Below are 25640 nucleotides of genomic sequence, written 5' to 3' on the forward strand. Positions count from 1 at the left end.
CCATACAGAGTGAATGTTCGTTATGAAAAAAAGTTCCATCACATTATTGGGTTGCCTGTTGTTGGTAGCTGGCGTGGCCGTAGCTGAAGACCAATTTAAAGCCGGTACCTACTCAGCGACCGGACAAGGTATCGGTGGTGACGTCACCGTCACTCTGGATATCGATGCCAAAGGCGTCGTGCAAAAAGCCACTATCGATGCCCCAGACGAAACCCCGGAAGTCGGCGGTGAAGCGGCCAAAGAGCTGGCAAAAACCATGACCGAGAAAAAGACCATCAATGTCGACGGGGTTTCCGGCGCCACCATGACCAGCGGCGCGGTGCATGACGCCTCGCAGGCGGCTTACGCCAAAGCCAAGGCGAACTGAATACCGGACGATGCGCCAGTCTTTGGCGCGTCATTCCACGCGTAAAATAAAAGGAAAATAATATGGTTCAATACCGAAAAAAACTCCTTGCGGCTTTGTGCCTCTCGGTGCTGGGAATCACGTCTGCTCAGGCATCAGGGCAACCCGAGCCAGCGGCAGAACCGGCGAAAAACGCTGAACCGGCCAAATCGGTCGACATCCCGAAAAGCGCGGATGTGGTGGTGATTGGTGCGGGTGCCGCCGGTACTGCCGCTACTATGGCGGCCGCCGAGAAAGGCGCTAGCGTCGTGTTGCTGGAAAAACAGCCCGCCGTCGGCGGCACCGGCAATTTCGCGGAAGGTATCTTCGCGGCCAACAGTTCGATGCAAAAACGCCAAGGGATCGTAGTCACGCCAGATATGGCCTTTAAGACCATCATGGAATACAGCCACTGGATGGCCAACCCGTATGTGGTGCGTACCTTCGTCAACCGCTCCGCCGACACCATCGAGTGGGTGAAATCCAAAGGCATCAAGTTTGAATACATCGGCCCCGGCGGGCCGGGCGGGATGCTGACCTGGCACGTTATCGATGGCCCCGGCCACGGCCGTTACCTGATCAAAACCTTCCATGAGCAGTTTAAGAACATGAAGGTCACCACACTGGTGAAAACCGCCGGTAAAGACCTGGTGATGAAGGACGGCAAAATTACCGGCGTGATCGCTGAAGGCAGCGACGGTAAACCGTTCCAGATCGACACCAAAGCGGTGATCGTCGCCACCGGTGGTTACGCCAACAACAAAGAGATGCTGCAAAAATACGTCGCCATGCCCGACACCATCATGGTCGGCAACATCGGTAAAGACGGTGACGGCATCAAAATGGCGTGGAAGGCGGGTGCCAAAGAAGAAGGCATGGGCGTGGTGCAGTCTTACCGCCCCGGTCTGCCGGAGTATGCCCCTAACTCCCAGATGCTGGCCGCCGCTCGCCAGCCTTACCTGTGGGTAGACAAAACCGGACGCCGCTTCACTGATGAGTCCATCGTTATCATTTGGCCGCACGCCGGTAACGCGCTGGCGAAAGCAGGTGGCGTTATGTACTCCGTCTTCGACGAGGAAACCCGCAAGCACGTGGTCAACGACGGTATTGATGTGCCGATCGGCGAATGGGTTATCGCCAATACCAAACTGGTGAAATTTGATGACGAGTTTGCCAAAGAACTCCAGAAAAACCGCGGTTTTGTCTTCAAAAGCAACAGTATCGACGACCTGGCCAAACAAATGGCCATCGACCCGGCCGTGCTGAAACGCACCATTGAAGACAACAACCGCTATGCCACCCAGAAACGCGACGACATCTTCAATAAGAGCATGGACTATCTGCGTCCGGTGAAAACCGGCCCGTTCTATGCCGTGAAGATGATGCCAGCAGCACTCGGTACGCTCGGTGGTGTGAAAATTAACGAGAAAATGGAAGCAGTCAGCCCGAACGGCAGTGCGGTACCGGGCCTGTACGTGACCGGCAACGATGCCGCCGGTATGTACGGCGACACTTATGATTTGCTGTTGGGCGGCGGGACGTTCGGTTTTGCCCTCAACTCAGGTCGTATGGCGGGTGAAAACGCGCTGGAGTACATGCACTTCTCTGCGAAGTAATCATACAACGTCATGGCAAGTGTCCCTCACTGCGTGGGGGACACTCATACGCAGCGAAACGTCAGATTCAGGCGCACCTCATCGGACATTCCCATCGGCAACGGCCCACGTTTTAGCGGCAAAATAGCGTGGTAACACAATCGGGACGGGCCCCCCCATACCACCACATCACCGTGCATCAACGTCAGCCGCTGGCAAGGGTCGCTGCGTTTCATACCACCGAACAAAAACACCGCGCTCAACCCTAACGATACGGACACAATCGGCTGGCGTAAGTCCAGCTCGTCTTTATCCTGATGCAACGACAGTTTGGCACCAACGGCGTAGCGGTTAATCAGGCAGGCATCGGGCGCAAAGTCGTGATATCCCGCCTCGCGCGCCGCGGCCTGAGACAATTGCAAGAAACAGGTCGGCATAGCAGGCCAGGGCTGACCGCTGAGCGGGTCCTGCGCGCTGTAGCGGTAACCCTGCTCGTCGCTCACCCAACCCAGTGGCCCGCAATTACTCATCGCCACCGACATGGTATACCCGCCCGGCGTCACCAGGTGCCGAAACGGCGCTCGTTGCGTCACGGTCTTGAGAGCAGCCAGCAACGCATCGGCCTGTGGCCAGGCAAAACCTCGCAACACCACCGCACCGGGTGCCAGCGTTTCATTCCGGCGCTCCGGCGGCTCATCGGCAAACAGTTCAAAATTCATGCGTAAACCTGTTCAAATAACCAGTATAATTGAGTATACAAGGTCAATGGACAGCTTGCCCTTCTTGTTTTAGGAAACACAATAATTATCTAAAACAGAAAAAACATATTGCTGAAAAACCCTTTATTTACAGGCAATAGCGTTTTATAGCGTCAAAAACTGTGCTGAGGTGAGCGACTTCGCCGGGTGAGCCGCACGGACGCGGCGAAAGCCCGTGCCGCTCCGGGAGAGCGTCACGGGCGGCCCGAACAGCGAAGGCGAACGCCGAAGGGACCGCGAAGCGGCACCGTTTAGCCTTCAGCCAGTGGTCAAGGAGAGGTGGCGTCGAACCTCTCCTTGTCGGGCGTGCGATGACGCCGCAAAGAAACAACCGATGCTATCACGCACGAAACTTTCCACTGTTCTGGCATAAATTTGTCTGTCATAACACAACAAAGCTGTTTGTCTACAGCACCAACCATAAGGATGCCACCCTATGACGCCATCACCCCTCCCGTTCAACGAACCTCAGGCTCTTGCCCATTTGTCCGCCATTGATGTGCACTGGGCGCGCTTGATAGAGGGCGTCGGTCATATCCGCTTTGAAAGCCGACCGGCACGGGAACCTTACGAAGCGCTGATCCGGGCGGTCTCCAGCCAGCAACTCAGCAACCGTGCCGCCGCCGCGATCATCGGCAAGCTACAGCACCGTTTTGATGTGGGAGACGGCGGTTTTCCATCCGCTGAACAACTGGTGGTGTGCGAACCCGAGGTGTTACGCCAGTGCGGTTTTTCCGCCCGTAAAATCGATACGGTAAAAGGTATTGCGCAGGGCGTACTGAGTGGATTGGTACCCGCCAGAACGGCAGCCGAACATCTGGATGACGACACACTGATCGAGCGCCTTTGCACTTTGAAAGGCATCGGCCGCTGGACGGTAGAAATGCTGTTGATCTCCACACTGGAGCGGATGGATATCATGCCGGTGGACGATCTCGGCATCAAACAGGGGTTTCGTTACCTGTATCGCCTGCCACAAAACCCCACGCGCAAAGCGATGCTGGAGATGAGCGAGCCTTGTCGCCCCTATCGCACACTGGCAGCCTGGTATCTGTGGCGCATTCCTCACATGCCGGATTACGCCGAATACCGGGCGTCACTGCGTCAGTCGACCGACGAATGAAAACAAGCCCGAGGCAGGAGAGTGAAGCAAGCACTCACTCTCCTGCCTCGGGTGCCGACTAGCGTCCCTGTACCGCTGGGGTTAGCAGACGCTCACGCAGCAGGTCGTACAGCCAGTTGTAGGCCATGGTGTACGGCAGGAAAAACAGGAAGAAGCCGATTTCCACCATCAGTGCCTGCCACAACGTAATATTCAGCATCCAGGCGGCCAGCGGCAAACCAAACAGGATAAAACCACCTTCAAAGCCCAGCGCATGCCCTGCGCGCACCCATACACCACGCCTCACGCGGCTGACCGGCCACAGGCGATCAAACACGCTGTTGTACACCACGTTCCAGACCATTGCCACGCTGGACAGCATGATGGAGAGCACCCCGACCTGTAGGATGGATCGCTCCAGTACCCACGCCCCTATCGGCGAGCAAATCAATAACGCCATCACTTCAAAACCCACGGCATGCACTATCCGTTCACGCCAGGATTTTGACGGATGATGTCCTGTTTGCTGAGTATTCTGTTGCATAATTCCCCCTACTGATCGCGCGGTGGCGCTAACGGATTGCTATTTTCATCGAAATAACCAATAGTGATAAATTAGAATCCATCTAAAAAACCGATAGAGGTAGCGATGCGTTATTCTCCTGAATCACTGCTGGCGTTCATCGCCACCGTGAATACCGGCTCGTTTTCCGCCGCGGCACGCCACCTGCAAAAAAGCCAGTCCACCGTCAGTACGGCGGTGGCGAATCTGGAAGCCGACCTGGGATTGCAGCTGTTCGACAGACGTGGTCATCAGCCAGTGCTGACGGATGAAGGACGTAAGGTGCTCAGTCATGTGAAAGCGATTCTGGCCGCCAGCGAAGCACTGGATGAACTGTCAATCCGGCTGGCAGATAAAGTCGAGCCACGGCTCACCTTCGTGTTATCGGACACCTGGCAGTGCCGTTACTATCACCCGATACTGCAACGCTTCGCCGTGCGGTTTCCCGACGTGGAATTCGAATGCCTGATTGCAGAAGACGAAGACGTGGTGGAACTGCTGCAATCTCAACGCGCCCATGTTGGCGTGTTACAGGCGCAGGCACATTATCCTATCGACATTGCGGTATCCCGGTTGCAGGTGAAAACCGAAATGGCGGTGTATGTCGCCCGCACGCATCCGCTGGCGCAGCAGCCCCAGGTAACGCAGGAACAACTCGCTACGGTGCGTCAGTTATGTCTGCATACATACAGCCAGCGAGAGCGCCCACAAACGGAAAGCGCCAGTTGGTCAACGCCGTCGTACCTGATGCTGTTGGAGATGGCGCAACAAGGATTTGGCTGGAGCACCCTGCCGCGCTGGCTGGTCAAGGAATACGCGCAGAATCAGTTGGTGGAGCTATCGCTGCCAGGCTGGCCGCGGCAAATTGAAGTGGATATCGCCTGGTCCCGCCCCTCGCCCCCCGGTCCGGCGGGATTATGGCTTATCGATACCTTGCTCGAACAGCGCGAATAATACAATCAACATACTGTCAGTGCGATGTGTACCCTTATTTATTCAATGGGTATTCATCACCCAGCCACATTGCACTTAATTAACTTAAATAAATGACTTAATATGACATCCGTAACGTCATGATTATCAATATCAACATCCTGTTTCTGCCAGCGATATATTTTCGACGAAAACATGACGAAGATAAAAATAATGTGACTTGTCAGCGTGGTACTCCCCGCCATAAAGCCATAGTATGTGAGGTGGTATCCCTCAATAGGCGCACAACTGGCGCAAGTTAAGGAATATCAACCACGTTTATTGCTTTTGTCGTCGTGCCAAAGACGACGGACACAACAATAAGACCGGCACAAAAGCCTTAGGCGGAAATAAGACCCGATAAATCACTCAATTATGCGGCTGCAAGTGAGAAGAAAATGTCGAATAAACCGTTTTATTACCAAGATCCGTTTCCATTAGCGAAAGATAAAACCGAATACCGTTTGATCAGCAGCGACTTTGTTTCCGTTAGCCAGTTTGAAGGCCAGGATATTCTTAAAGTTGCCCCGCAGGGGCTGACCTTGCTGGCACAGCAGGCATTTCACGACGCCTCTTTCCTGCTGCGTCCTTCCCACCAGCAGCAGGTCGCCGATATTCTGCACGACCCGGAGGCCAGCGAAAACGACCGTTATGTCGCCTTGCAGTTCCTGCGTAACTCCGAAATCGCCGCCAAAGGCATCCTGCCGACCTGTCAGGATACCGGTACTGCTATTATCGTTGGCAAAAAAGGCCAGCGTGTGTGGACCAACGGCAACGACGCTGAAGCACTGTCGCGCGGTGTATACAACACCTTTATCGAAGACAACCTGCGCTACTCCCAGAATGCGGCGCTGGATATGTACAAAGAGGTCAACACCGGCACCAACCTGCCAGCACAGATAGACCTCTACAGCACGGAAGGTGATGAGTATAAATTCCTGTTCGTCACCAAAGGCGGCGGTTCCGCCAACAAAACTTATCTGTATCAGGAAACCAAAGCGCTGCTGTCACCGGGTAAACTGAAAAACTATCTGGTGGAAAAAATGCGTACGCTGGGTACCGCGGCTTGCCCGCCGTACCACATTGCCTTTGTCATCGGCGGCACCTCTGCGGAAACCAACCTGAAAACCGTGAAACTGGCCTCCACCCGCTACTACGATGAATTACCGACCGAGGGTAACGAACACGGTCAGGCGTTCCGTGATGTAGCACTGGAGCAGGAACTGCTGGAAGAAGCCCGTAATCTGGGGCTCGGTGCCCAGTTCGGCGGCAAATACTTCGCGCACGATGTGCGGGTGATCCGTCTGCCGCGTCACGGTGCATCCTGCCCGGTGGGGATGGGCGTGTCCTGCTCGGCGGACCGTAACATCAAAGCCAAAATCAACCGTCAGGGTATCTGGCTGGAACAGTTGGAAACCAATCCCGGTAAATACATTCCGGAACACCTGCGTCAGGCTGGCGAAGGTGAAGTGGTGCGTATCGATCTGAACCGCCCGATGGCAGATATCCTCAAAACGCTGTCGCAATACCCGGTTTCCACTCGCCTGTCGCTGAACGGCACCATCATCGTGGCGCGCGACATTGCGCACGCCAAGCTGAAGGAACTGCTGGACAACGGCGGTGAACTGCCGCAATACGTGAAAGATCACCCGATCTACTACGCAGGCCCGGCCAAGACGCCAGAAGGCTACGCGTCTGGTTCACTCGGCCCGACGACCGCTGGCCGTATGGACTCTTATGTTGATTTGCTGCAATCCCACGGCGGCAGCATGATCATGCTGGCCAAAGGCAACCGCAGCCAGCAGGTCACCGACGCGTGTCATAAACACGGTGGCTTCTATCTCGGCAGCATTGGCGGCCCGGCCGCGATTCTGGCGCAGAACAGCATCAAGAGTCTGGAGTGTGTGGAATACCCGGAACTGGGTATGGAAGCTATCTGGAAAATCGAAGTGGAAGACTTCCCGGCCTTCATTCTGGTGGATGACAAGGGCAACGACTTCTTCCAGGTGATCCAGTCACAGAAATGCACCCGCTGCGGCTGATGACTCGTTAAGCCTGTCCTTCAAACCCCGGCCATGCCGGGGTTTGTTATTTTATCCCCAGCCGTTTTGCCATACGGTGTAAATTACCGCTGTCTACCGCCAGCTCGCGGGCACAGGACGACCAGTTACCCTGATGCCGCGCCAGCGTATCGCTAATCACCTGTCGTTGATAATGCTCTGTTGCATCCCGCAGGCTGACGCCACGCCACGACGGCGCGGTATTCTCCGCGTTAGCAGGATGAGGCTCATCGGGCAGTACACCATCCAGATTCAAGTGTTCCGGTCGCAAGACAAGATCGCCGCTCGTGCCGCCTGCCCGCGCCACAATCGTCGCCCGGTAGATGACATGTTCCAGCTCGCGCACGTTCCCCGGCCACGGATAACGCACCAGCAACTGGGTCGCTTGCGGCGATAATGACAGGCGTTGCAACCCGAGTCTGGCACGGCTGCGCTCACAGAAAAAACCGGCCAGCAGCGCAATATCCTGACCACGCGCACGCAGCGGCGGTACCGACAGCGGAAACACGCTCAGCCGGTGGAACAGGTCGGCACGGAACGTCCCCTCCTGCACCGACTGCTTTAAATCCCGGTTAGTCGCCGCCAGCACACGCACATTCACTTTCAGGCTGCTGTCGTCACCCACGCGCTGCAAATCACCGTATTGCAATACCCGCAGCAGCTTGGCCTGCAAGGTCAACGACAGCTCGCCGATTTCATCCAGAAACAGCGTACCGTTATCCGCCAGCTCAAACTTACCAGTACGATGATGGATCGCGCCGGTAAACGCCCCTTTCACGTGGCCGAACAGTTCGCTTTCCGCCACTGACTCCGGCAACGCGGCACAATTCAGATACACCAGCGGGCGATCTGCACGCCGTGAACCCTGATGAATGGCCCGCGCCACCAGTTCCTTGCCAACCCCGGTTTCCCCCATGATCAGCACGTTAAGGTCGCTATCGGCCACAATCGCCACTTCTTTTTTCAATTGCTGCATGGGCGCGGACAATCCCACCATCTCGTCGGCACTTGCCTGCGCCATCGGCGCGACATCCGGCAGTGGTGCTACGGTCTGGCGCTCCAGTTGTTCCATCAATAGCGCATTACTCAGGGCTACCGACGCCATCGCACCAATCAACCGTAGCTCTTCATCACTAAAATGATCGAACTGGTGTGGATCCATCCCGTCAATGGTCAATACGCCAATCAGGGAATGGTGAGCAAACAGTGGCAGGCCGACGCAGGCATGTACTTTCAACGCTTCCTGACCGGGGATCAGGCCATCGTAAGGGTCGGGAAGCTGGCTGTCCGCCGGGAACCGCACCACATCACCGGCCCGGGCTATCGCCTCCAGACGCGGGTGTTCGGAGAGCCGAAAACGCCGCCCCAGCACGTCCGGTGCCAGCCCATCGGTTGCCAGCGGGCGCAGCAACTGACTTTCATAACGCAGCAACGCGGCGGCATCGCAGCAGAGTAATTGGCGCAGGCTATTTAGCAGGCGTTGAAAACGGTCGCGGGTTGAAAGCCCTTGCTGCAACTCAATAGCAATGTGCGCAAAGGCATCTATCGATAGCGTCATGGTGTGTCTTTTTCACAAAGAAGTGTCAAAAAGACATTATCTGGTTATTGTCATAATGACAAAGGCTATTTTTAAAATCATTGATAATCAACAAGATAAAAAATGGCACGGCCTGTGCAATGACATGGCATCGACCTTTACTACGTTCACTGGAGTATGACGATGTCTATTCATGTTAAAAATAACATTCACTGGGTTGGCCAACGAGATTGGGAAGTTCGCGACTTCCACGGCACTGAATACAAAACGCTGAAAGGCAGCAGCTATAACAGCTACCTGATCCGGGAAGAAAAAACGGTGTTGATCGACACCGTTGACCACAAGTTCAGCCGCGATTTTGTCCAGAACCTGATGGCGGAGATCGATCTGGCGCAGATCGACTACATCGTCATCAATCATGCCGAGGAAGATCACGCCGGGGCACTGAGTGAGCTGATGGCCTATATCCCCAATACGCCGATTTACTGCACCCATAACGCCATCGACTCGATTACCGGTCATCACCATCATCCTGAATGGCATTTCCACACCGTCAAAACCGGCGATTCGCTGGATATCGGCAACGGCAAACAATTGGTGTTCATCGAAACGCCGATGTTGCACTGGCCAGACAGCATGATGACCTATCTGAGCGGTGATGCAGTCTTGTTCAGTAATGACGCGTTTGGGCAACACTACTGCGATGAACACCTGTTTAACGATGAAGTCGATCAAGGGGAACTGTTCGAGCAGTGCCAACGCTACTTCGCCAATATCCTGACGCCGTTCAGCCGTCTGGTCACCGCTAAAATCAACGAAGTGCTGGCGTTTAACCTGCCGTTATCGATGATCGCCACCTCCCACGGCGTGGTATGGCGCGATGACCCGGCGCAGATCATTCACCACTATTTGCGCTGGGCCGACAGCTATCAGGAAGATCGCATCACGCTGTTCTACGACACCATGTCCAACAATACCCGCATGATGGCGGATGCCATCGCCCAAGGGATCCATGATGTCGATCCGGGTGTTGCCGTCAAAATCTACAATGTGGCCCGTCATGACAAAAACGAGATTCTGACGCAGGTATTCCGCTCCAAGGGTGTGCTGGTGGGTTCTTCCACCATGAATAACGTGATGATGCCGAAAGTAGCCGCCATGTTAGAAGAGATCACCGGCCTGCGCTTTCAGAACAAGAAAGCCTCCGCCTTTGGTAGCTATGGCTGGAATGGCGGCGCGGTTGATCGTATCCAGACCCGGCTGATGGATGCGGGTTTCGAGACCACGCTGTCGCTGAAAACCAAATGGCGTCCGGATGGGTCTGCGCTGGCAATTTGCCGGGAACATGGTCGTGAAATTGCCCGCCAATGGGCGCTGCATCCGCTAACCGTCTCACCGGTCACCACTGATATCAGCCCCACGCCGGTGGCGGCCGATACCGGCATATCAGCAGAGATAACCGCCGCCTCCCCTTGCTCCTGTAACAGCACCGCTGCACCGCAGTATAACGGGCGCATGCAGTGCAGCGTATGCCAGTGGATTTACGATCCGGCTATCGGTGAACCGATGCAGGACGTGACACCGGGCACCCCCTGGTCTGATGTACCAGACACCTTCTTATGCCCCGAATGCAGCTTAGGTAAAGACGTGTTTAACCCCATCAACTAAGGAACGGCCATGTCTGATGAGATCATTTCTGATGAAACCATTTCTTATGAAACCATTGTTGTCGGGGCTGGCTTTGCCGCCCGGCAATTGATTAAAAGCCTGCGTAAGCAGCATGCTCACTGCCCTATTCGCCTGATCACCGCCGACAGCGGCGACGACTACAGTAAGCCGGAGCTCAGCCATGTGTTAAGCCAACAGCGCCGTGCCGACGACCTGACACGCATGCATGCCGCGCACTTTGCCGAAGAACAGCGGATTACCCTGTTGGCGCATACCGCTGTCACCGCGATTAACGCCAGTCGACGGCAGGTCATCTGTGGTGACCGGCAGTATGATTACCACACACTGGTGCTGGCTACCGGTGCCAGCGCCGTGCTCCCACCGATTCCCGGTCGTGAATGGATGCTGACGCTCAATAGCCAGCAGGAGTATCGTCAGGCGGAAACTCGCCTGATGCAGGCAACACGCATTCTGGTAGTCGGCGCAGGGTTGATCGGCAGTGAACTGGCGATGGATATGGCGCAAGCCGGTAAACACGTCATGGTGGCGGATCGGGCATCGCATCTTCTTTCTGCTCTTCTGCCTGTCGAACTCAGCGCACGCCTGCAAACCACCTTGCTGCAACAAGGGGTGGAGCTGTTACTCGGCACCGAGCTCCAACAGGTGGAAAAAACCGAGGCTGGCCTGCGCGTTACGTTGGTGTCTGGCCGCACACTGGTGGTAGATGAAGTCATCTCCGCCATCGGGCTGCGCGCCAATACCGAGCTGGCCGCAGCGGCAGGCCTGTCGGTAAACCGTGGCATCGTTACCGATAGCCAGTTACGCACCTCTGATCCGCATATTTACGCGTTGGGAGATTGCGCTGAAATTAACGGTAAACTGCTGCCCTTTTTACAACCGATCCAGTTAACCGCCAGCATCGCGGCTAACAGTATTGCCGCACGCCTCACCCCGGAACCCCATCACCCTCAGCCACAAGGAGAGCAGCCACTCACCCTGCCTGCGATGTTGATTAAAGTAAAAACGCCGTTGTTTCCGTTGCAACTGGCGGGGGAAACACAAAACCCGGCGCTCACCTGGCACCTCATCGCCGATCATGGCGGCATCGTGGCAAAGGGAATGGCAGGGGAACAGTTGCGGGCCTTTGTTGTCGGCGGCGACCGCATGAAAGAGGCCTTCCCACTGCTACGACAACTGTCATCATGATGGTGTATCCAGCGACCGCCCGGCGGTCGCCTTGCCATTTCATGCATTTATAATACATATTTCTGGTCACACTACTGCGTGATTAATAGAATGGGAAAAGACGAGAACGTACGAGGTCCCTATGCAAGAACTGATTTGTTATAAACAGATGCCGGTATGGAACAGCAATACGCTGCCTGCTCAGTTCCAGGAAAAACACAACACCAAAGAAGACACCTGGGCAAAACTGGAAATACTGCAGGGCGAACTGACGTTCGAACTGCTGACGGAACAAGGAGAAGTCACAGAACGCTTACAGTTTTCACCGCAGCAGCAACCGCCTTATATTGAACCGCAACGCTGGCACCGCATTGCCGCGTTTTCTGACGACCTGCAATGCAGGCTCAGTTTTTATTGCACGGCGGAAGATTACTACCACAAAAAATATGAGCTGACGCGCACCCACTCGGAAGTTGTCAACGCTCTGCGTTATATCCAGCCGGGGAAAGCGCTGGATCTGGGCTGTGGCGGCGGACGTAACGCACTCTACCTGAACCTGAAAGGCTTTGAGGTCACGGCCTGCGACAAGAACGCCATGAGCATTGATAAGCTCAACCAGATAATCGCGGATGAGTCACTCAGCGGGATCGACGCATTCGTCCACGACATCAATCAGGCCGATATTCGTCATCAGTACGATTTCATCCTGTCGACGGTGGTATTCATGTTTCTGGATCGCTCCTGCGTCCCGGCTATTATCAGCAACATGCAGGAACACACGGTTGCCGGTGGCTATAACCTGATTGTCGCCGCCATGTCTACCGACGACTTCCCCTGCCCTCTGCCGTTCTCGTTCACTTTCGGGCACAACGAACTGCACGACTATTATCGTGACTGGGAGATAGTGAAATACAACGAGGATGTGGGGGAACTGCACAAGACCGACGCCGACGGCAACCGCATCAAGCTGCGCTTTGCCACGCTGCTAGCCCGCAAATCAGCCTGAACCCGGCATCTGAAAAAGCCTGCGCCTGAAAAAGGCTATGTCTGAAAAAGCATCTACCTGAAAAAATACATACCTGAAAAAACAGGGCCGGAAAACTGGCCCTGTTTCAAAGACGTGATAGTGTCTGGCAACAATCAGCTGGCTTTACGTTCAGCCGCCTGACGGTAAGCCACCAGATCTTCGATAGTCAGCACCGGCATATTGTGCTGTTTTGCGAAAGTGATCACTTCCGGCGCATGCGCCATGGAACCATCATCATTCGTCAGTTCGCACAGCACGCCGAACGGTTTAAACCCAGCCAGACGCATTAAATCCACTGTGGCTTCAGTATGACCACCACGCACCAGCACGCCGCCCGGCTGCGCACGCAGCGGGAACACATGGCCAGGGCGATTCAGATCGCTCGCACGGGCATCATCGGCAATCGCGGTACGAATGGTTGTCAGGCGATCGGCGGCAGAGACCCCGGTAGTGACGCCTTCAGCCGCTTCGATAGTCACGGTAAACGCGGTCTGATAATGGCTGGAATTGTTTTCCACCATCATCGGCAGTTCCAGCTTCTGACGGCGTTCTTCAGTAATACACAGGCATACGATACCGCTACCGTGACGAATGGTCAGCGCCATTTGCTCAACGGTCATGGTTTCGGCGGGGAAAATCATATCACCTTCATTTTCCCTGTCTTCATCATCCAACACCATGACGCCACGGCCTTGACGCAATGCATCCAGCGCACGTTCAACGCGTTCGACAGGTGTACCGAATTCGGAAAGTAAAGTCTGATTCATGGTAAAAAAACCTCATTGTTAGTATGGATTACCAGAATCAGGGCGAACTTGAGGAGTCGTTTTTGTACTGAGTAAACAGACAAAAACGCAAAAAATAACGCGGGCAGGCGCTAGCCTGTCAGAAACCGTTACTCTCTCCCATCCGGACTATAACCGTCGGCCCCGGAATTACACCGGATCTGCTGACCTCAAACCATGCAGTCTGAGCGCTCGCGGGCTTCCAGTTGACCTTAAGGCCACATACTGGTTTACCGCCGGTGGGGAATTACACCCCGCCCTGAGAATAAGCAGGATTACTATAGCGCTAACCGAAGGGAGGGGCAATCACTAACCCCGCTTATGGATCGCAAAATTTATCGAATGAAAATGACTTTTTGTTTATACCGTGCGGGTCAGGCATTACACTTGATGTATATCCACCCTTTCGTCAAACAGTTCAGGAAAGTGTCATGATTGACCCGAAGAAATTAGAGCAGATTGCCCGTCAGGTGCAGGAATCCATGCCAAAAGGCATCCGGGAATTTGGCGAAGACATGGAGAAGAAAATCCGTCAGATCTTACAATCGCAGTTAGGCAAACTGGATGTAGTCAGCCGTGAAGAATTCGACTTACAAACCCAGGTATTGCTGCGTACTCGCGAAAAACTGGCGCTGTTGGAACAGCGGATGAGCGAGCTGGAAGCGAAAGTCGCAGGCCGCGACACAGCGGAACAACAACAGCCTGCCGACGCTCAGTAACGCGGCGGTCTGCACATGCCAGACGGGGCCTGCGCCCCTGTCTGGTTTTACTTAGTGACCTCGGTGACAATGTCAGCGCGTCTTACCGGTAGCACCAGCCATAGCACCGTCAGCATCCCTAGCGCATACAGCGATTTCCAGCCGAGTGTCAGCAGCAACGCCACGCACAGTACGCTCCCGATGCTTGCCATCACACGGGAACGGCCATGCAACAGCCGCCACCCCGCCAGCATACACAGCAGATAAATCAAAATAAAAATGCCGTTGGCGTAAACGATCAGCTCAGATAACGGCAGTTGCAGCCAGTAAATCAACAGGCAACAGAGCAGGCAGCAGGCCACCACCAGCGATAACGCGTTCACCGGCGCACGTGCGGTGGATAAACGCGCCAGTCGGCTTCCCTCCGGGGCCTGCGACCACACCAGACGGGCAAAACCCTGGGTATAAATATTCACGCTGGCGAAACAGGCTAGATAGCCGACAATGCAAGCCAGCCACAAAGCATGCTCGCCAAACAACCGCACCACTATGCCAGGCAGCGATGCGGTGGCAGCCTGATGGGGACCGTAAGCCCCGAAATGCAAAACGGCGACAGTACATCCCCAATAAACGGCACCGGCCAGCAACATGCCTATCAGCAGCGCCCGCGGGAAATCACGCTCGGGTGATTTGAATTCCGTTGCCAGATGCGCAAAGGCTTCCAGCCCGACGAAACACCAGAACATCACCGCCAGCGCATCCAGCATCTGTGCGCCGTGAACCTGCGTAAGCGCAGGCCACGGAATCTGAGACGGCGCAATCTGCCCTTTCCACCAGATTGCCGCCACCAGCAGCACCACCAGTAAAGCAATCAGTGTCTGAATGGTGGCGCTGGAACCCGCACTGCGTATTCCCAGTAGCCAAATCGCCGCCAGCGTCAGCAATTGCACCAGCAGTAACCCGTCAGCACTCACCCCAAAAGCAGCCTGCCAGAACCCAGCCGCAATCTGCATTGCCGCTGGCAACCCCACAGGGATCACCGACAGGAACAACCATCCAGTCACCCGCGCCAGCCGCGGCCCAAACGCCAGCTTCACAAAATGCGCCGCCCCACCGGCATTCGGGAAGTGCCTTCCCAGCGAGGCAAAGGCAATCGCAATCGGAAACACCAGGGCAATCAATAGCGGCCAGGCCCACAAGCTAGCACCTTGCGACTGCTCAGCCACCAGAGCAGGCACAGCAAACACGCCGGTTCCTAACAACGAGGTCGATAACAACCCAATCCCCTGAACCAGTCCCAACTCCTGTTTTAACGTATTATTGCCGCTCACTGTCTGCACCTTATTGCCAACCGGTAGGTTCACCGGCCGACACTGCCATACGAAACGCGCTCGTTACGGAAACGACGCGATGGAGATAGCACGGAAAAACCGCGCGATGAAATTAATTACCCGATGAAAGTCATACCTGATGAAAGTCATACGCGATGGATGTAACACGCGATGGATGTAACACGCGATAAAAGCAAGAAGCCCCCGTAAACGGAGGCTTCTGATAAGCGCTGATATCACAACACACTGCCATTATTCGCTCTGCGCACTGTTCGCTTTGAGCACATCGCGGATACGGGCTTTATAGGCTTCCACTTTCTGCGGTGTCATCAGACGACGTTCGTCATCCAGCACCACGCCGCCCACATCGTCAGCAATACGCTGAGCGGACTGCAGCATCAGCTTGAAGTTCTGACTGGCATCGCCATAAGACGGCACCATCATGAAAATCGACACGCCCGGCGTGGTAAATTCAGACATCGCGTCCACATTGAACGAACCGGGTTTGACCATGTTAGCCAGGCTGAATAACACCGGCCCACTGCCAGCCGGGTTGACATGACGATGGAAGATGTTCATTTCGCCAAACTGGAAACCTGCCTGCAACACGCTTTGCAACAGCACTTCACCACCAATCACGCCGCCCTGATGAGCCGCTACGTGCAAAACCAGCACCACTTCTTGTTGCGGCATCGGCGGTGAAGCTACCGGCGCTTCAGACACCGGTTCAGCATGAGGGTGATGGTTGACGTCAGCTACCGGCTCTTCCGCTCTCTGCTCCGCAACGCGTTGCACCGGTTCTGTCGGCTGGGGTTGGGAAGCTGGCTGCTGATAGCGAGGCTGCGGTTCGGCATACGGGGCAGCAGACTGATGCGACGGCGCTGGCGGCTCAACTTCATCCAGCAGCGGATCGTAGACGGTCGGCTCCTGGCGGAAGGTCGTCTCAAAACGATCACCCGCCGCGTTGCCGGACGGCGTATTTTGCTGACGGCGAGAAGACGTTACCCGCACTTCACCCACCCCGTCGTCAAGCTCCTCCAGCGGGGCATCATCACGCTTTGGCTTCAGGCGCTTTACCGGACGATCGCGGAAAAGGGACGAGCGCTCCTTACGGCTTGTCCAAAGACCATGCAGTAACAGTGCTATAATTGCGATCGCGCCAACGACAATCAAGATCAGACGCAGGTCCTGCATCATTGCTATCCCAGTTATTCCAATACATTGCCACTACGGCAAATACACATACCTCTAACTGTATTTGCCTGTGTACTCAAGTGCAAGTCTGTACACTAGTTTATGATAATAAAGATCGACTGCGGGCATTTTTTTGCCGTTTTTTCAGGCAAATCGCAGCTAGCCAGCCGAAATTCATCCCGATATGATGCCGTAACCTGCCTACCATAAGGTGAGAACCACCCCATGTCCTACACGCAACACCTTGATCCCAAACACAGCGGCCTGCATTATTTTCTGAAAGGCTGGCAACTGCTTTCTCTGCCCGGTATCCGTCGTTTTGTCATTCTTCCCATGCTGGTGAATATCCTGCTGATGGGTGGTGCTTTTTGGTGGCTGTTTCGCCAGCTTGGCACCTGGGTCCCACAGCTAATGACCCATGTGCCAGAGTGGCTACAGTGGCTTAGCTACCTGCTCTGGCCGCTGGTGACACTTTCCGTCTTGCTGGTTTTCAGCTATTTCTTTAGCACCCTGACCAACCTGATCGCCGCACCGTTCAACGGCCTGCTGGCGGAGCAACTGGAAGCCCGGCTGACCGGCCAGCCGCTGCCCGCCAGCGGAATACTCGATATTGCCAAAGACGTGCCCCGCATCATGCGACGCGAGCTGCAAAAACTGGCCTATTATTTACCCCGTCTGCTGGTGTTACTGCTGCTGTATTTCGTACCCGGCATCGGTCAGACCGTCGTTCCTGTGATGTGGTTTTTGTTTGGTGCCTGGATGTTGGCAATCCAATATTGCGATTATCCGTTCGATAACCACAAAGTCGGTTTTGCCACCATGCGAAAGGCGTTGCGGCAAAACAAGCTGGCAAATCTGCAATTCGGCGCGCTGGTCAGCCTGTTCACGATGGTGCCAGTGCTAAACTTGTTGATCATGCCGGTTGCTGTCTGCGGCGCGACCGCCTTGTGGGTCGATCGTTACCGCCACCTTTCCAGCACATTGCCTCGGCACTGATACCGACACAGAACTGACACCGACACAGAAAGGAGAGCCAGTGACGCTACCCTGTTCTATAACTGGATATTAATGAAAATATATTTCCTCAGAACATATCGATATAGCGATTCTTTACTTCACTGGCTTTCCCGAACGAGTATTCTCTCTGAGGTTCGCAAAAATTTCATACAGTTATTAAGGACGGGCTATGAGTAAGATCTACGAAGACAATTCTTTCACTATCGGCCATACGCCGCTGGTTCGTCTGAATCGCATTGGTAATGGGCGTATTCTGGCTAAGGTGGAGTCACGTAACCCGAGCTTCAGCGTCAAATGCCGTATCGGTGCCAACCTGATTTGGGATGCCGAAAAACGCGGCGTATTGAAGCCCGGTGTCGAACTCGTAGAGCCGACCAGCGGTAACACCGGTATCGCACTGGCGTATGTGGCGGCAGCACGCGGCTACAAACTGACACTGACCATGCCGGAAACCATGAGTCTGGAGCGCCGTAAGCTGCTCAAAGCGCTGGGTGCCAATCTGGTGCTGACCGAAGGTGCCAAAGGCATGAAAGGCGCTATCGCCAAAGCCGAAGAGATTGTGGCCAGCGACCCGGAGCATTACCTGCTGCTGCAGCAGTTCAGCAACCCGGCCAACCCGGAAATTCATGAGAAAACCACTGGCCCGGAAATCTGGGAAGACACCGACGGCGAAGTCGACGTGTTCATTGCTGGTGTAGGTACAGGTGGTACGCTGACGGGCGTCAGCCGCTATATCAAGCAAACCAAAGGCAAAGCGATCATTTCTGTGGCCGTCGAACCGACAGACTCTCCGGTTATCACCCAGGCGCTGGCCGGTGAAGAAATCAAACCCGGCCCGCACAAGATTCAGGGGATCGGTGCCGGTTTCATTCCTGCCAACCTGGACCTGAAACTGGTCGACCGAGTTGAACGCATTACCAACGAAGAGGCCATCACCACGGCCCGTCGTTTGATGGAAGAAGAAGGCATTCTGGCCGGGATTTCTTCCGGTGCGGCGGTGGCGGCTGCACTTAACCTGTTAAAAGAAGAAGAATTCGCCAACAAAACCATCGTGGTGATTCTGCCGTCCTCCGGCGAGCGTTACCTCAGTACCGCGTTATTTGCCGATTTGTTCACCGAACAGGAATTGCAGCAGTAATTCCGGCACTCAAAAATGTGATTTAAAAGTTAAAAAAGCACCCTGCGGGGTGCTTTTTTGTGGCAGAGTTCAAACTTTCTGCTACTTGCAGATTGCTTTTCATCGTCAGGTTTAGTATTTAACCGGACAATTATTTTGATGCGTAAAATTAATATCTGTCGACGCTCCACATACGGATATCACTCTTGTGACATGAAGCAGCAAGGCCGGACGCTTCATCAACGCAAGAGCAAGGAGCATTGCCGATTTGAGCCAGGGGTAAGCGCATTCCGTTTCCCTTAACCGCATCCCGGCCTGCCCTGACCCATTCAGGGCAACCAAACAGGCTAAAGTTCAGTAGATACACTAAACTTTAGTTCCGCAACATGAACCTAATCCAACAAGTTGGGGAAAACAGAATGTTCAAGCAAGAAGTAACGATTACCGCACCGAATGGCCTGCACACTCGTCCTGCCGCACAGTTCGTGAAGGAAGCTAAAGGTTTTACCTCTGAAATCAACGTCACCTCTAACGGCAAAAGCGCGAGCGCGAAAAGCCTGTTCAAGTTGCAGACTCTGGGTCTGACTCAGGGTACGGTTGTCACGATTTCAGCTGAAGGCGAAGACGAACAGCAAGCGGTTGAACATCTGGTTAAACTGATGGCTGAGCTTGAGTAAACGGCCCGCTCTCTTTAGTGAACATCAGGATTAAGTAAGGTAGGGTTATGATTTCAGGCATATTAGTATCACCGGGTATCGCTTTTGGTAAGGCGCTGCTACTGAAAGATGATGAGATTGTCATCAACCGGAAAAAAATCTCCGCAGACCAGGTCGAGCAGGAAATCGAACTCTTCCTGACCGGTCGCGCCAAAGCGTCGCAACAGTTGGAGGCCATCAAGCAAAAAGCCGCCGAGACGTTGGGGCCAGAGAAAGAAGCCATCTTCGAAGGGCATATCATGCTGTTGGAAGATGAAGAGTTCGAGCAGGAAATCATTTCCCTGATTAAAGACGAGCATGCGTCTGCGGACGCAGCGGCGTTTTCCGTCATCGAAACCCAGGCGAAAGCGCTGGAAGAACTCGATGACGAATACCTGAAAGAGCGCGCTGCAGACATGCGCGATATCGGCAAGCGCCTGCTGAAAAACATCCTGGGCATGCATATCGTTGATCTGGGTGACATTCAGGACGAAGCGATCCTGATAGCCAAAGATCTGACCCCGTCTGAAACCGCACAGTTGAACCTGAAAAAAGTGCTGGGTTTCATTACCGATATCGGCGGCCGTACTTCCCACACCTCCATCATGGCGCGCTCGCTGGAACTGCCTGCCATCGTAGGGACAACCGACGCTACCCAGAAAATCAAGAATGGCGATTTCGTTATTCTCGATGGGGTCAACAACAAGATTTACCTGAATCCTGATCAGGCCACCATTGACCAGCTCAAGGCTGTTCAGGAGCAGTACAACACCGAAAAATACGAGCTCGCCAAACTCAAAGATCTGCCGGCCATCTCGCTGGATGGTCATCAGGTCGAAGTGTGCGCGAACATCGGTACGGTACGCGACATCGCAGGAGCTGAACGTAACGGCGCCGAAGGCGTGGGTCTGTATCGCACCGAATTCCTGTTTATGGACCGCGATGCGCTGCCGACCGAAGAAGAGCAGTTCCAGGCGTACAAAGCCGTCGCCGAAGCAATGGGCGCTCAGGCCGTGATCGTGCGTACCATGGATATCGGTGGTGACAAAGACCTGCCGTACATGAATTTGCCGAAAGAAGAGAACCCGTTCCTCGGCTGGCGTGCGATTCGTATCTGTCTGGATCGCAAGGAAATCCTGCATGCACAGCTGCGCGCCATTCTGCGTGCCTCCGCGTTTGGTAAATTGCGCATCATGTTCCCGATGATCATTTCGGTAGAAGAAGTGCGTACACTGAAAGCCGAACTGGAGATGCTCAAAGCCCAGTTGCGTGCTGAAAACAAAGTATTTGATGAAACCATCGAAGTCGGTGTGATGGTGGAAACCCCGGCCGCGGCGGCCATCGCCCATCACCTGGCGAAGGAAGTTGACTTCTTTAGTATTGGGACAAATGACTTAACCCAGTATACTCTGGCGGTAGATCGTGGGAACGAGCTGATTTCTCATCTCTATAACCCGATGTCTCCGGCCGTGTTGACCCTGATTAAGCAGGTAATCGACGCTTCCCATGCCGAAGGCAAGTGGACTGGCATGTGCGGTGAACTAGCAGGTGACGAACGTGCTACACTACTGCTGCTGGGAATGGGTCTGGATGAGTTCAGCATGAGTGCCATCTCGATTCCTCGCATCAAGAAAATTATTCGCAATGCCAACTACGAAGATGCGAAAGCGCTGGCGGAGCAGGCATTAGCCCAGCCGACAGCAGAAGAGTTAAGCAGTCTGGTAAGCCGGTTCATTAAAGAAAAGACGCTTTGCTGATACCGCTGTGCTGACCCAATATTAATGCTTAGGAGAAAATCATGGGTTTGTTCGATAAACTGAAATCTCTGGTTTCTGATGATAAGAAAGAAACCGGCAGCATCGAAATCATTGCCCCGTTATCCGGTGAAATCGTCAATATCGAAGACGTGCCTGATGTTGTCTTCGCTGAGAAGATCGTCGGCGATGGTATCGCTATCAAACCTAGCGGTAACAAGATGGTTGCGCCGGTCGATGGCACCATCGGTAAAATCTTCGAAACCAACCATGCTTTTTCTATTGAATCAGACACGGGTATCGAACTGTTCGTTCACTTCGGTATTGATACCGTTGAACTGAAAGGCGAAGGCTTTAAACGCATCGCCGAAGAAGGACAGCGTGTCAAGAAAGGTGACGTCGTGATCGAGTTTGATCTGCCGTTGCTGGAAGAGAAAGCCAAGTCCACTCTGACGCCAGTTGTTATCTCTAACATGGATGAGATTAAAGAACTGACTAAGCTGAGCGGTACCGTGGTTGTGGGGGAAACCCCGGTTATTCGTATCAAGAAATAACCGCACATCCTCATGAAAAACGGCACCTTCGGGTGCCGTTTTGATTTATCGCTCAATCTTTTCTCTCGCCAGCTAGCTTATGCACCACACAGCGCTTACTGCCAGCGTGGAATGCAAATATGGATCTGTAATCCGCCCTGCTGACGATTCTCCGCCTCAATCCGGCCGCCATGCGCCACCACCGCCTTGCGGGCGATCGCCAGTCCCAGCCCATACCCTTTGCCCGACTGCGGCGAATCGATACGCATAAACGGGTCGAAAATGCTGGAGAGCTTGCTCGCATCCACGCCCGGGCCGCTATCGGCCACACCGATACACCACTCTTTCTCGTCGCGAGACAAGGTTACCAGCACCTGCTGACCACGTGACGAGAAACGCAAAGCATTACGGATGATGTTATCCAATGCATGCCGCATCAATTCCGCCGAGCCCTTAACGGTATAATCGTCGTATTCGCCGGGGCTTAACGCAATATCGACCCCTGGCACCTGCGCTTCATAGCGGGCATCGTTGACCACCGCGCTCACTAATCCGAGCAGGTCAAAATACTCGTCACTATTGACGGCATGGCTATTAGCCATATGATTCTCAGCACGGGAGAGCGTCAACACCTCGCCTATCATCTTATCCATGCGCTCGGCTTCACGCTCCATACGCTGTAACGCGTTTTCCACGTTGTCGGGGTTCTGGCGCGCCAGCCCTATCGCCAGTTGTAATCGGGCCAGCGGCGAGCGCAACTCATGGGAAACGTCGTGCAGCAGTTGCTCGCGCGCACTCACCAGTATCGACAAACGGCTGACCATCGCGTCAAAGTCACGAGCCACATCGCCAATCTCATCATGGCGCCGCCGCATCGATGGATAAAGGCGTACCGACAGGTCACCCTGCGCCACCTGCTCGAAGCTCGCCCGCAACCGTCCAAGCGGACGCGCCAGATTCCATGCCAGCATCGCGCTAAACAGCAACCCGCCCAGTGCGCCAATCCAGATCATCGGTAGTGGCAAATGCAGGAAAAACGGCAGCGACGCCGGGGGTTCCTTCGGCATCACATCACGCCGCCAGCGCGCAATATCAAAACTGACCCGGTAACGCTGCCCGTCAGGGCCTTCCACAGCCTGCTGCAATGTCTGATCCGCCCGGTCTGGGAAGCGTCCTGGCTCTGGCGGAGGCCCAAAGCCCACTCTGCCGGGGTGCGGTGGCTCATCCGGCATTCCCGTGCCCGTCAAGGGATCGAGATTGCCCGTGTCGTTATCACCGACAACCGACACATTGATATAAACACGCTCGTTCTTCGGCCAGTCGGCCAGCGTTTGCCCCAGTTCAGCCATTCCCCCCTGACGCAACGCCTGTGCCGCCAGTGCCATTTGAAACGACGCGGTATATTTGACCTGACGCATTTCCGGTGGCTCGGGGCGCTCGCCGTAAAATGAGAACCCCACCCACAATAGCTGCGAAATGACGAAGAACGTCAGCCACAGTCCCAGCAGGATCTTCCAGAACAGCCTTCCATGCATCATTAACGGATCCGATAGCCAACGCTGCGCACGGTCTCGATGGTCAGGTTACACTCATCCAGCGCGGCCAGTTTCTGACGAATATTACTGATGTGGACATCCACACTGCGGTCATAAGCCTCACGGCGACGCCCCAGACATTTCTCCGACAGTTCATCCTTGGTCACGACCCGGCTCGACGAACGCATCAGCAGTTCCAGCAGGTTGAATTCCGACGCGGTGAGATCAAACACCTTGCCACGCCACTCGCTGCTGCGTGTAGACGGGCACACCACCAGGTCGCCATAGCTCACTGTCCCGGCGTCTTCGCTTTTTTCCGACTTATCTTCATAACGGCGTAACACCGCGCGCAAACGCGCCACCAGTTCCCGCGGATAACAAGGTTTCGGCACATAGTCATCCGCCCCCATTTCCAGCCCAATGACGCGATCGATATTGTCGCCTTTGGCCGTCAGCATAATGATGGGAATCGCGTGATTCCGACGTACTTGCCGCAGCACGTCAATCCCGCTCATGTCAGGCAACATGATGTCCAAAATCATCGCGGTATACTGACTGGACATGGCGCCGTCTATCCCTTCCTTGCCGGTCATGACCTGTGAAGTACTAAACCCCTCCGCCGTGAGGTATTCACACAACATGTTCCCCAGTTCAGCGTCATCGTCTACCAGTAAAATTTTCATACGTTCTTCCCATGCATTGTTACCGCCCTTATTGTCAGGGCTGGTCGCAATCTGCGCAGCAGTATTTACGGAATCCTTACCTTTTGCCGTTCAAAACATAACGCCTGTAAAGCCGAAGGACAGGTAAATTATACCCAGCCCTGATTTTACTCGTCAGTGATACGCCACGTGTGCTGCCCACGTTGGTTGTATCGGCAATTTATTCAGTCAAGGATGCGTTCGTTTTGATGAAATACCCTCTTTGCACCGGCCGCCGTGTCTGGTGGCTATTATTGTTACCTGTCACCATCGCGCTCTTCGTCGCCATGCCTCTGTTAAGACCCGCGCCTGCGAAAAATTATATTACGGCGGCGGTAGATATTCGTGACCTGCAACAAACGGTACTCGCCGACGGCACGGTGAATGCCCGCAAGCTGGTCAGCGTTGGCGCACAGGTTTCCGGGCAGATTAAAGCCTTGCACGTTGCGCTAGGCGATAAGGTAAAACAGGGCCAGTTGCTGGCCGACATCGACGATCTGACGCAACAAAACACCCTGCAAGACAGCAAAGCGGCGCTGGATAATATTCAGGCGCAACTGGCCTCCAAACTGGCAACGCTACGCAACAACCAGCGTAACTGGCAACGTCAGCAACGCCTGATGCAAACCGGCGTTGGGGTGCAGGCAGACTACGACAGTGCCCAGACAACACTGGAAGCCACCGAGGCCGATATTCACGCGCTGGAGGCGCAGATCGTGCGGGCGAAGATCGCCGTGAATACCGCACAGGTCAATCTGGCTTATACCAAAATCGTCTCGCCGATAGCGGGCACGGTGGTGGCGCTACCCGTCGAACAAGGGCAGACCGTTAACGCCGTGCAAAGCGCACCGACCATCGCCAAAATAGCCAGCCTCGACACCATGACTATCGAGGCCAAAATATCAGAAGCTGACGTTATCAACGTCAAGACCGGCATGCCGGTCTGGTTCACAATCCTCGGCAATCCGCGTCAGCGCTATCAGGCGGTGCTACGTGCAATTGAACCCGCGCCAGAATCCATCAGCAGCGATAGCAGCACGACCAGCAGTAGCCGAACCAGCAGCAGTAGCACCAGCAGCAGTTCCTCCAGTTCCGCCATCTACTACAACGGGTTATTCGATGTCGCCAACCCGGATGAAACGTTGCGTATTTCCATGACTGCACAGGTCTACATTCTCTTATCCGAAGCGAAACACGCCACTGTAGTGCCTATCAGTGCGTTGCAGAACCGCCAGGGTAAATGGTTTGTTCAGGTCGTTCGGCCACAAAGCCCACCACAATGGCGCGAAGTGACACCCGGCATCAGCGACAGCGCGTATATCCAGTTGCTGTCCGGCGTACAACCCGGTGAAGAGGTCGTGATAAGCCAGCAGTTAGCCAGCGACAGTAACCGTACCTCGTCACCGCCGCCGCCGATGGGGTTTTAAAC

At 54.6% G+C, this 25640-nt stretch carries 23 protein-coding genes and 1 riboswitch; of the genes, 15 read left to right on the plus strand and 8 right to left on the minus strand.

The window, feature by feature from the left end; genetic code table 11:
- The first annotated feature begins 22 nt into the window (after positions 1-22).
- Together LF929_RS16420 and LF929_RS16425 are read left to right on the plus strand one after the other, a co-directional pair.
- The gene (locus LF929_RS16420) at positions 23-367 is read left to right on the plus strand and encodes an FMN-binding protein (RefSeq protein ID WP_016942264.1); all 345 of its coding nucleotides are present in this window, start codon (positions 23-25) and stop codon (positions 365-367) included.
- 62 nt (positions 368-429) lie between these two features.
- Positions 430-2001, plus strand: coding sequence for an FAD-dependent oxidoreductase (locus LF929_RS16425; RefSeq protein WP_038903463.1), 1572 nt, complete (start codon positions 430-432; stop codon positions 1999-2001).
- Between the two features lie 44 nt (positions 2002-2045).
- Here the strand turns inward: LF929_RS16425 and alkB are convergent, their stop codons facing one another.
- Entirely contained in the window at positions 2046-2699 is a 654-nt protein-coding gene (alkB, locus tag LF929_RS16430) for a DNA oxidative demethylase AlkB (RefSeq protein WP_038907175.1), read from the minus strand.
- Positions 2700-3174: 475 nt separating this feature from the next.
- Between alkB and LF929_RS16435 the strand changes: the two genes are divergently transcribed.
- Positions 3175-3861: a DNA-3-methyladenine glycosylase gene (locus LF929_RS16435; protein WP_226093001.1), complete on the plus strand. Its 687-nt coding sequence runs from the start codon at positions 3175-3177 to the stop codon at positions 3859-3861.
- A gap of 58 nt (positions 3862-3919) precedes the next feature.
- On the opposite strand, the gene LF929_RS16440 is transcribed toward LF929_RS16435, so the two are convergent.
- On the minus strand, positions 3920-4384 hold the full coding sequence (locus LF929_RS16440; RefSeq protein WP_050570768.1) for a multidrug/biocide efflux PACE transporter: 465 nt from the start codon (positions 4382-4384) through the stop codon (positions 3920-3922).
- Positions 4385-4489: 105 nt separating this feature from the next.
- On the opposite strand from LF929_RS16440, the gene LF929_RS16445 reads away from it, so the two are divergent.
- Together LF929_RS16445 and fumA are read left to right on the plus strand one after the other, a co-directional pair.
- The gene (locus LF929_RS16445; protein WP_038903460.1) at positions 4490-5356 is read left to right on the plus strand and encodes a LysR family transcriptional regulator; all 867 of its coding nucleotides are present in this window, start codon (positions 4490-4492) and stop codon (positions 5354-5356) included.
- A gap of 416 nt (positions 5357-5772) precedes the next feature.
- A complete protein-coding gene (gene fumA, locus LF929_RS16450; protein WP_210175241.1) occupies positions 5773-7416 on the plus strand; it encodes a class I fumarate hydratase FumA in 1644 nt (547 codons plus the stop codon).
- 46 nt (positions 7417-7462) lie between these two features.
- Here the strand turns inward: fumA and norR are convergent, their stop codons facing one another.
- Positions 7463-8992, minus strand: coding sequence for a nitric oxide reductase transcriptional regulator NorR (gene norR, locus LF929_RS16455; protein WP_226093002.1), 1530 nt, complete (start codon positions 8990-8992; stop codon positions 7463-7465).
- A gap of 162 nt (positions 8993-9154) precedes the next feature.
- Between norR and norV the strand changes: the two genes are divergently transcribed.
- From norV to tehB, 3 genes are all read left to right on the plus strand, one after another.
- Positions 9155-10639, plus strand: a complete 1485-nt coding sequence (norV, locus tag LF929_RS16460; protein ID WP_210175243.1) for an anaerobic nitric oxide reductase flavorubredoxin — start codon at positions 9155-9157, stop codon at positions 10637-10639.
- 39 nt (positions 10640-10678) lie between these two features.
- Positions 10679-11845 (plus strand): NADH:flavorubredoxin reductase NorW, encoded by a 1167-nt coding sequence (gene norW / locus LF929_RS16465; protein WP_226093024.1) that lies wholly within the window; start codon positions 10679-10681, stop codon positions 11843-11845.
- Between the two features lie 121 nt (positions 11846-11966).
- Positions 11967-12830 (plus strand): SAM-dependent methyltransferase TehB, encoded by an 864-nt coding sequence (gene tehB, locus LF929_RS16470; protein ID WP_226093003.1) that lies wholly within the window; start codon positions 11967-11969, stop codon positions 12828-12830.
- Between the two features lie 134 nt (positions 12831-12964).
- Here the strand turns inward: tehB and ribB are convergent, their stop codons facing one another.
- Entirely contained in the window at positions 12965-13618 is a 654-nt protein-coding gene (gene ribB, locus LF929_RS16475; RefSeq protein ID WP_038903452.1) for a 3,4-dihydroxy-2-butanone-4-phosphate synthase, read from the minus strand.
- A 126-nt stretch (positions 13619-13744) separates the two neighbouring features.
- A riboswitch (FMN riboswitch) is annotated at positions 13745-13907 on the minus strand.
- Positions 13908-14067: 160 nt separating this feature from the next.
- On the opposite strand from ribB, the gene LF929_RS16480 reads away from it, so the two are divergent.
- Positions 14068-14355: an accessory factor UbiK family protein gene (locus tag LF929_RS16480; RefSeq protein ID WP_226093004.1), complete on the plus strand. Its 288-nt coding sequence runs from the start codon at positions 14068-14070 to the stop codon at positions 14353-14355.
- A gap of 47 nt (positions 14356-14402) precedes the next feature.
- Here the strand turns inward: LF929_RS16480 and yjeH are convergent, their stop codons facing one another.
- On the minus strand, positions 14403-15665 hold the full coding sequence (yjeH, locus tag LF929_RS16485; protein ID WP_038907168.1) for an L-methionine/branched-chain amino acid transporter: 1263 nt from the start codon (positions 15663-15665) through the stop codon (positions 14403-14405).
- Positions 15666-15917: 252 nt separating this feature from the next.
- A complete protein-coding gene (gene zipA, locus LF929_RS16490; protein ID WP_038903449.1) occupies positions 15918-16862 on the minus strand; it encodes a cell division protein ZipA in 945 nt (314 codons plus the stop codon).
- Positions 16863-17084: 222 nt separating this feature from the next.
- Here zipA and cysZ point away from each other — a divergent pair, with 222 nt between their 5' ends.
- The 5 genes from cysZ to crr all read left to right on the plus strand — a co-directional run bounded on the left by cysZ (position 17085) and on the right by crr (position 21996).
- Complete coding sequence (gene cysZ / locus LF929_RS16495; RefSeq protein WP_038903448.1) at positions 17085-17855, plus strand: sulfate transporter CysZ; 771 nt, start codon at positions 17085-17087, stop codon at positions 17853-17855.
- Positions 17856-18045: 190 nt separating this feature from the next.
- Entirely contained in the window at positions 18046-19014 is a 969-nt protein-coding gene (cysK, locus tag LF929_RS16500) for a cysteine synthase A (protein WP_012883550.1), read from the plus strand.
- 398 nt (positions 19015-19412) lie between these two features.
- Complete coding sequence (ptsH, locus tag LF929_RS16505) at positions 19413-19670, plus strand: phosphocarrier protein Hpr (RefSeq protein ID WP_012883549.1); 258 nt, start codon at positions 19413-19415, stop codon at positions 19668-19670.
- Positions 19671-19717: 47 nt separating this feature from the next.
- A complete protein-coding gene (ptsI, locus tag LF929_RS16510) occupies positions 19718-21445 on the plus strand; it encodes a phosphoenolpyruvate-protein phosphotransferase PtsI (RefSeq protein ID WP_038903447.1) in 1728 nt (575 codons plus the stop codon).
- Positions 21446-21486: 41 nt separating this feature from the next.
- Complete coding sequence (crr, locus tag LF929_RS16515; protein ID WP_012883547.1) at positions 21487-21996, plus strand: PTS glucose transporter subunit IIA; 510 nt, start codon at positions 21487-21489, stop codon at positions 21994-21996.
- 95 nt (positions 21997-22091) lie between these two features.
- Here crr and LF929_RS16520 read toward each other — a convergent pair whose 3' ends face one another.
- The gene (locus LF929_RS16520; RefSeq protein ID WP_038909482.1) at positions 22092-23510 is read right to left on the minus strand and encodes an ATP-binding protein; all 1419 of its coding nucleotides are present in this window, start codon (positions 23508-23510) and stop codon (positions 22092-22094) included.
- A gap of 2 nt (positions 23511-23512) precedes the next feature.
- Positions 23513-24193, minus strand: a complete 681-nt coding sequence (locus LF929_RS16525; protein ID WP_038907166.1) for a response regulator transcription factor — start codon at positions 24191-24193, stop codon at positions 23513-23515.
- 227 nt (positions 24194-24420) lie between these two features.
- On the opposite strand from LF929_RS16525, the gene LF929_RS16530 reads away from it, so the two are divergent.
- Positions 24421-25638, plus strand: coding sequence for an efflux RND transporter periplasmic adaptor subunit (locus LF929_RS16530; RefSeq protein ID WP_226093005.1), 1218 nt, complete (start codon positions 24421-24423; stop codon positions 25636-25638).
- Positions 25639-25640: the final 2 nt, after the last annotated feature.

Origin of the sequence: Dickeya oryzae, assembly GCF_020406815.2 — a bacterium.
In the GTDB taxonomy this organism is placed as follows: Bacteria; Pseudomonadota; Gammaproteobacteria; order Enterobacterales; family Enterobacteriaceae; genus Dickeya; species Dickeya oryzae.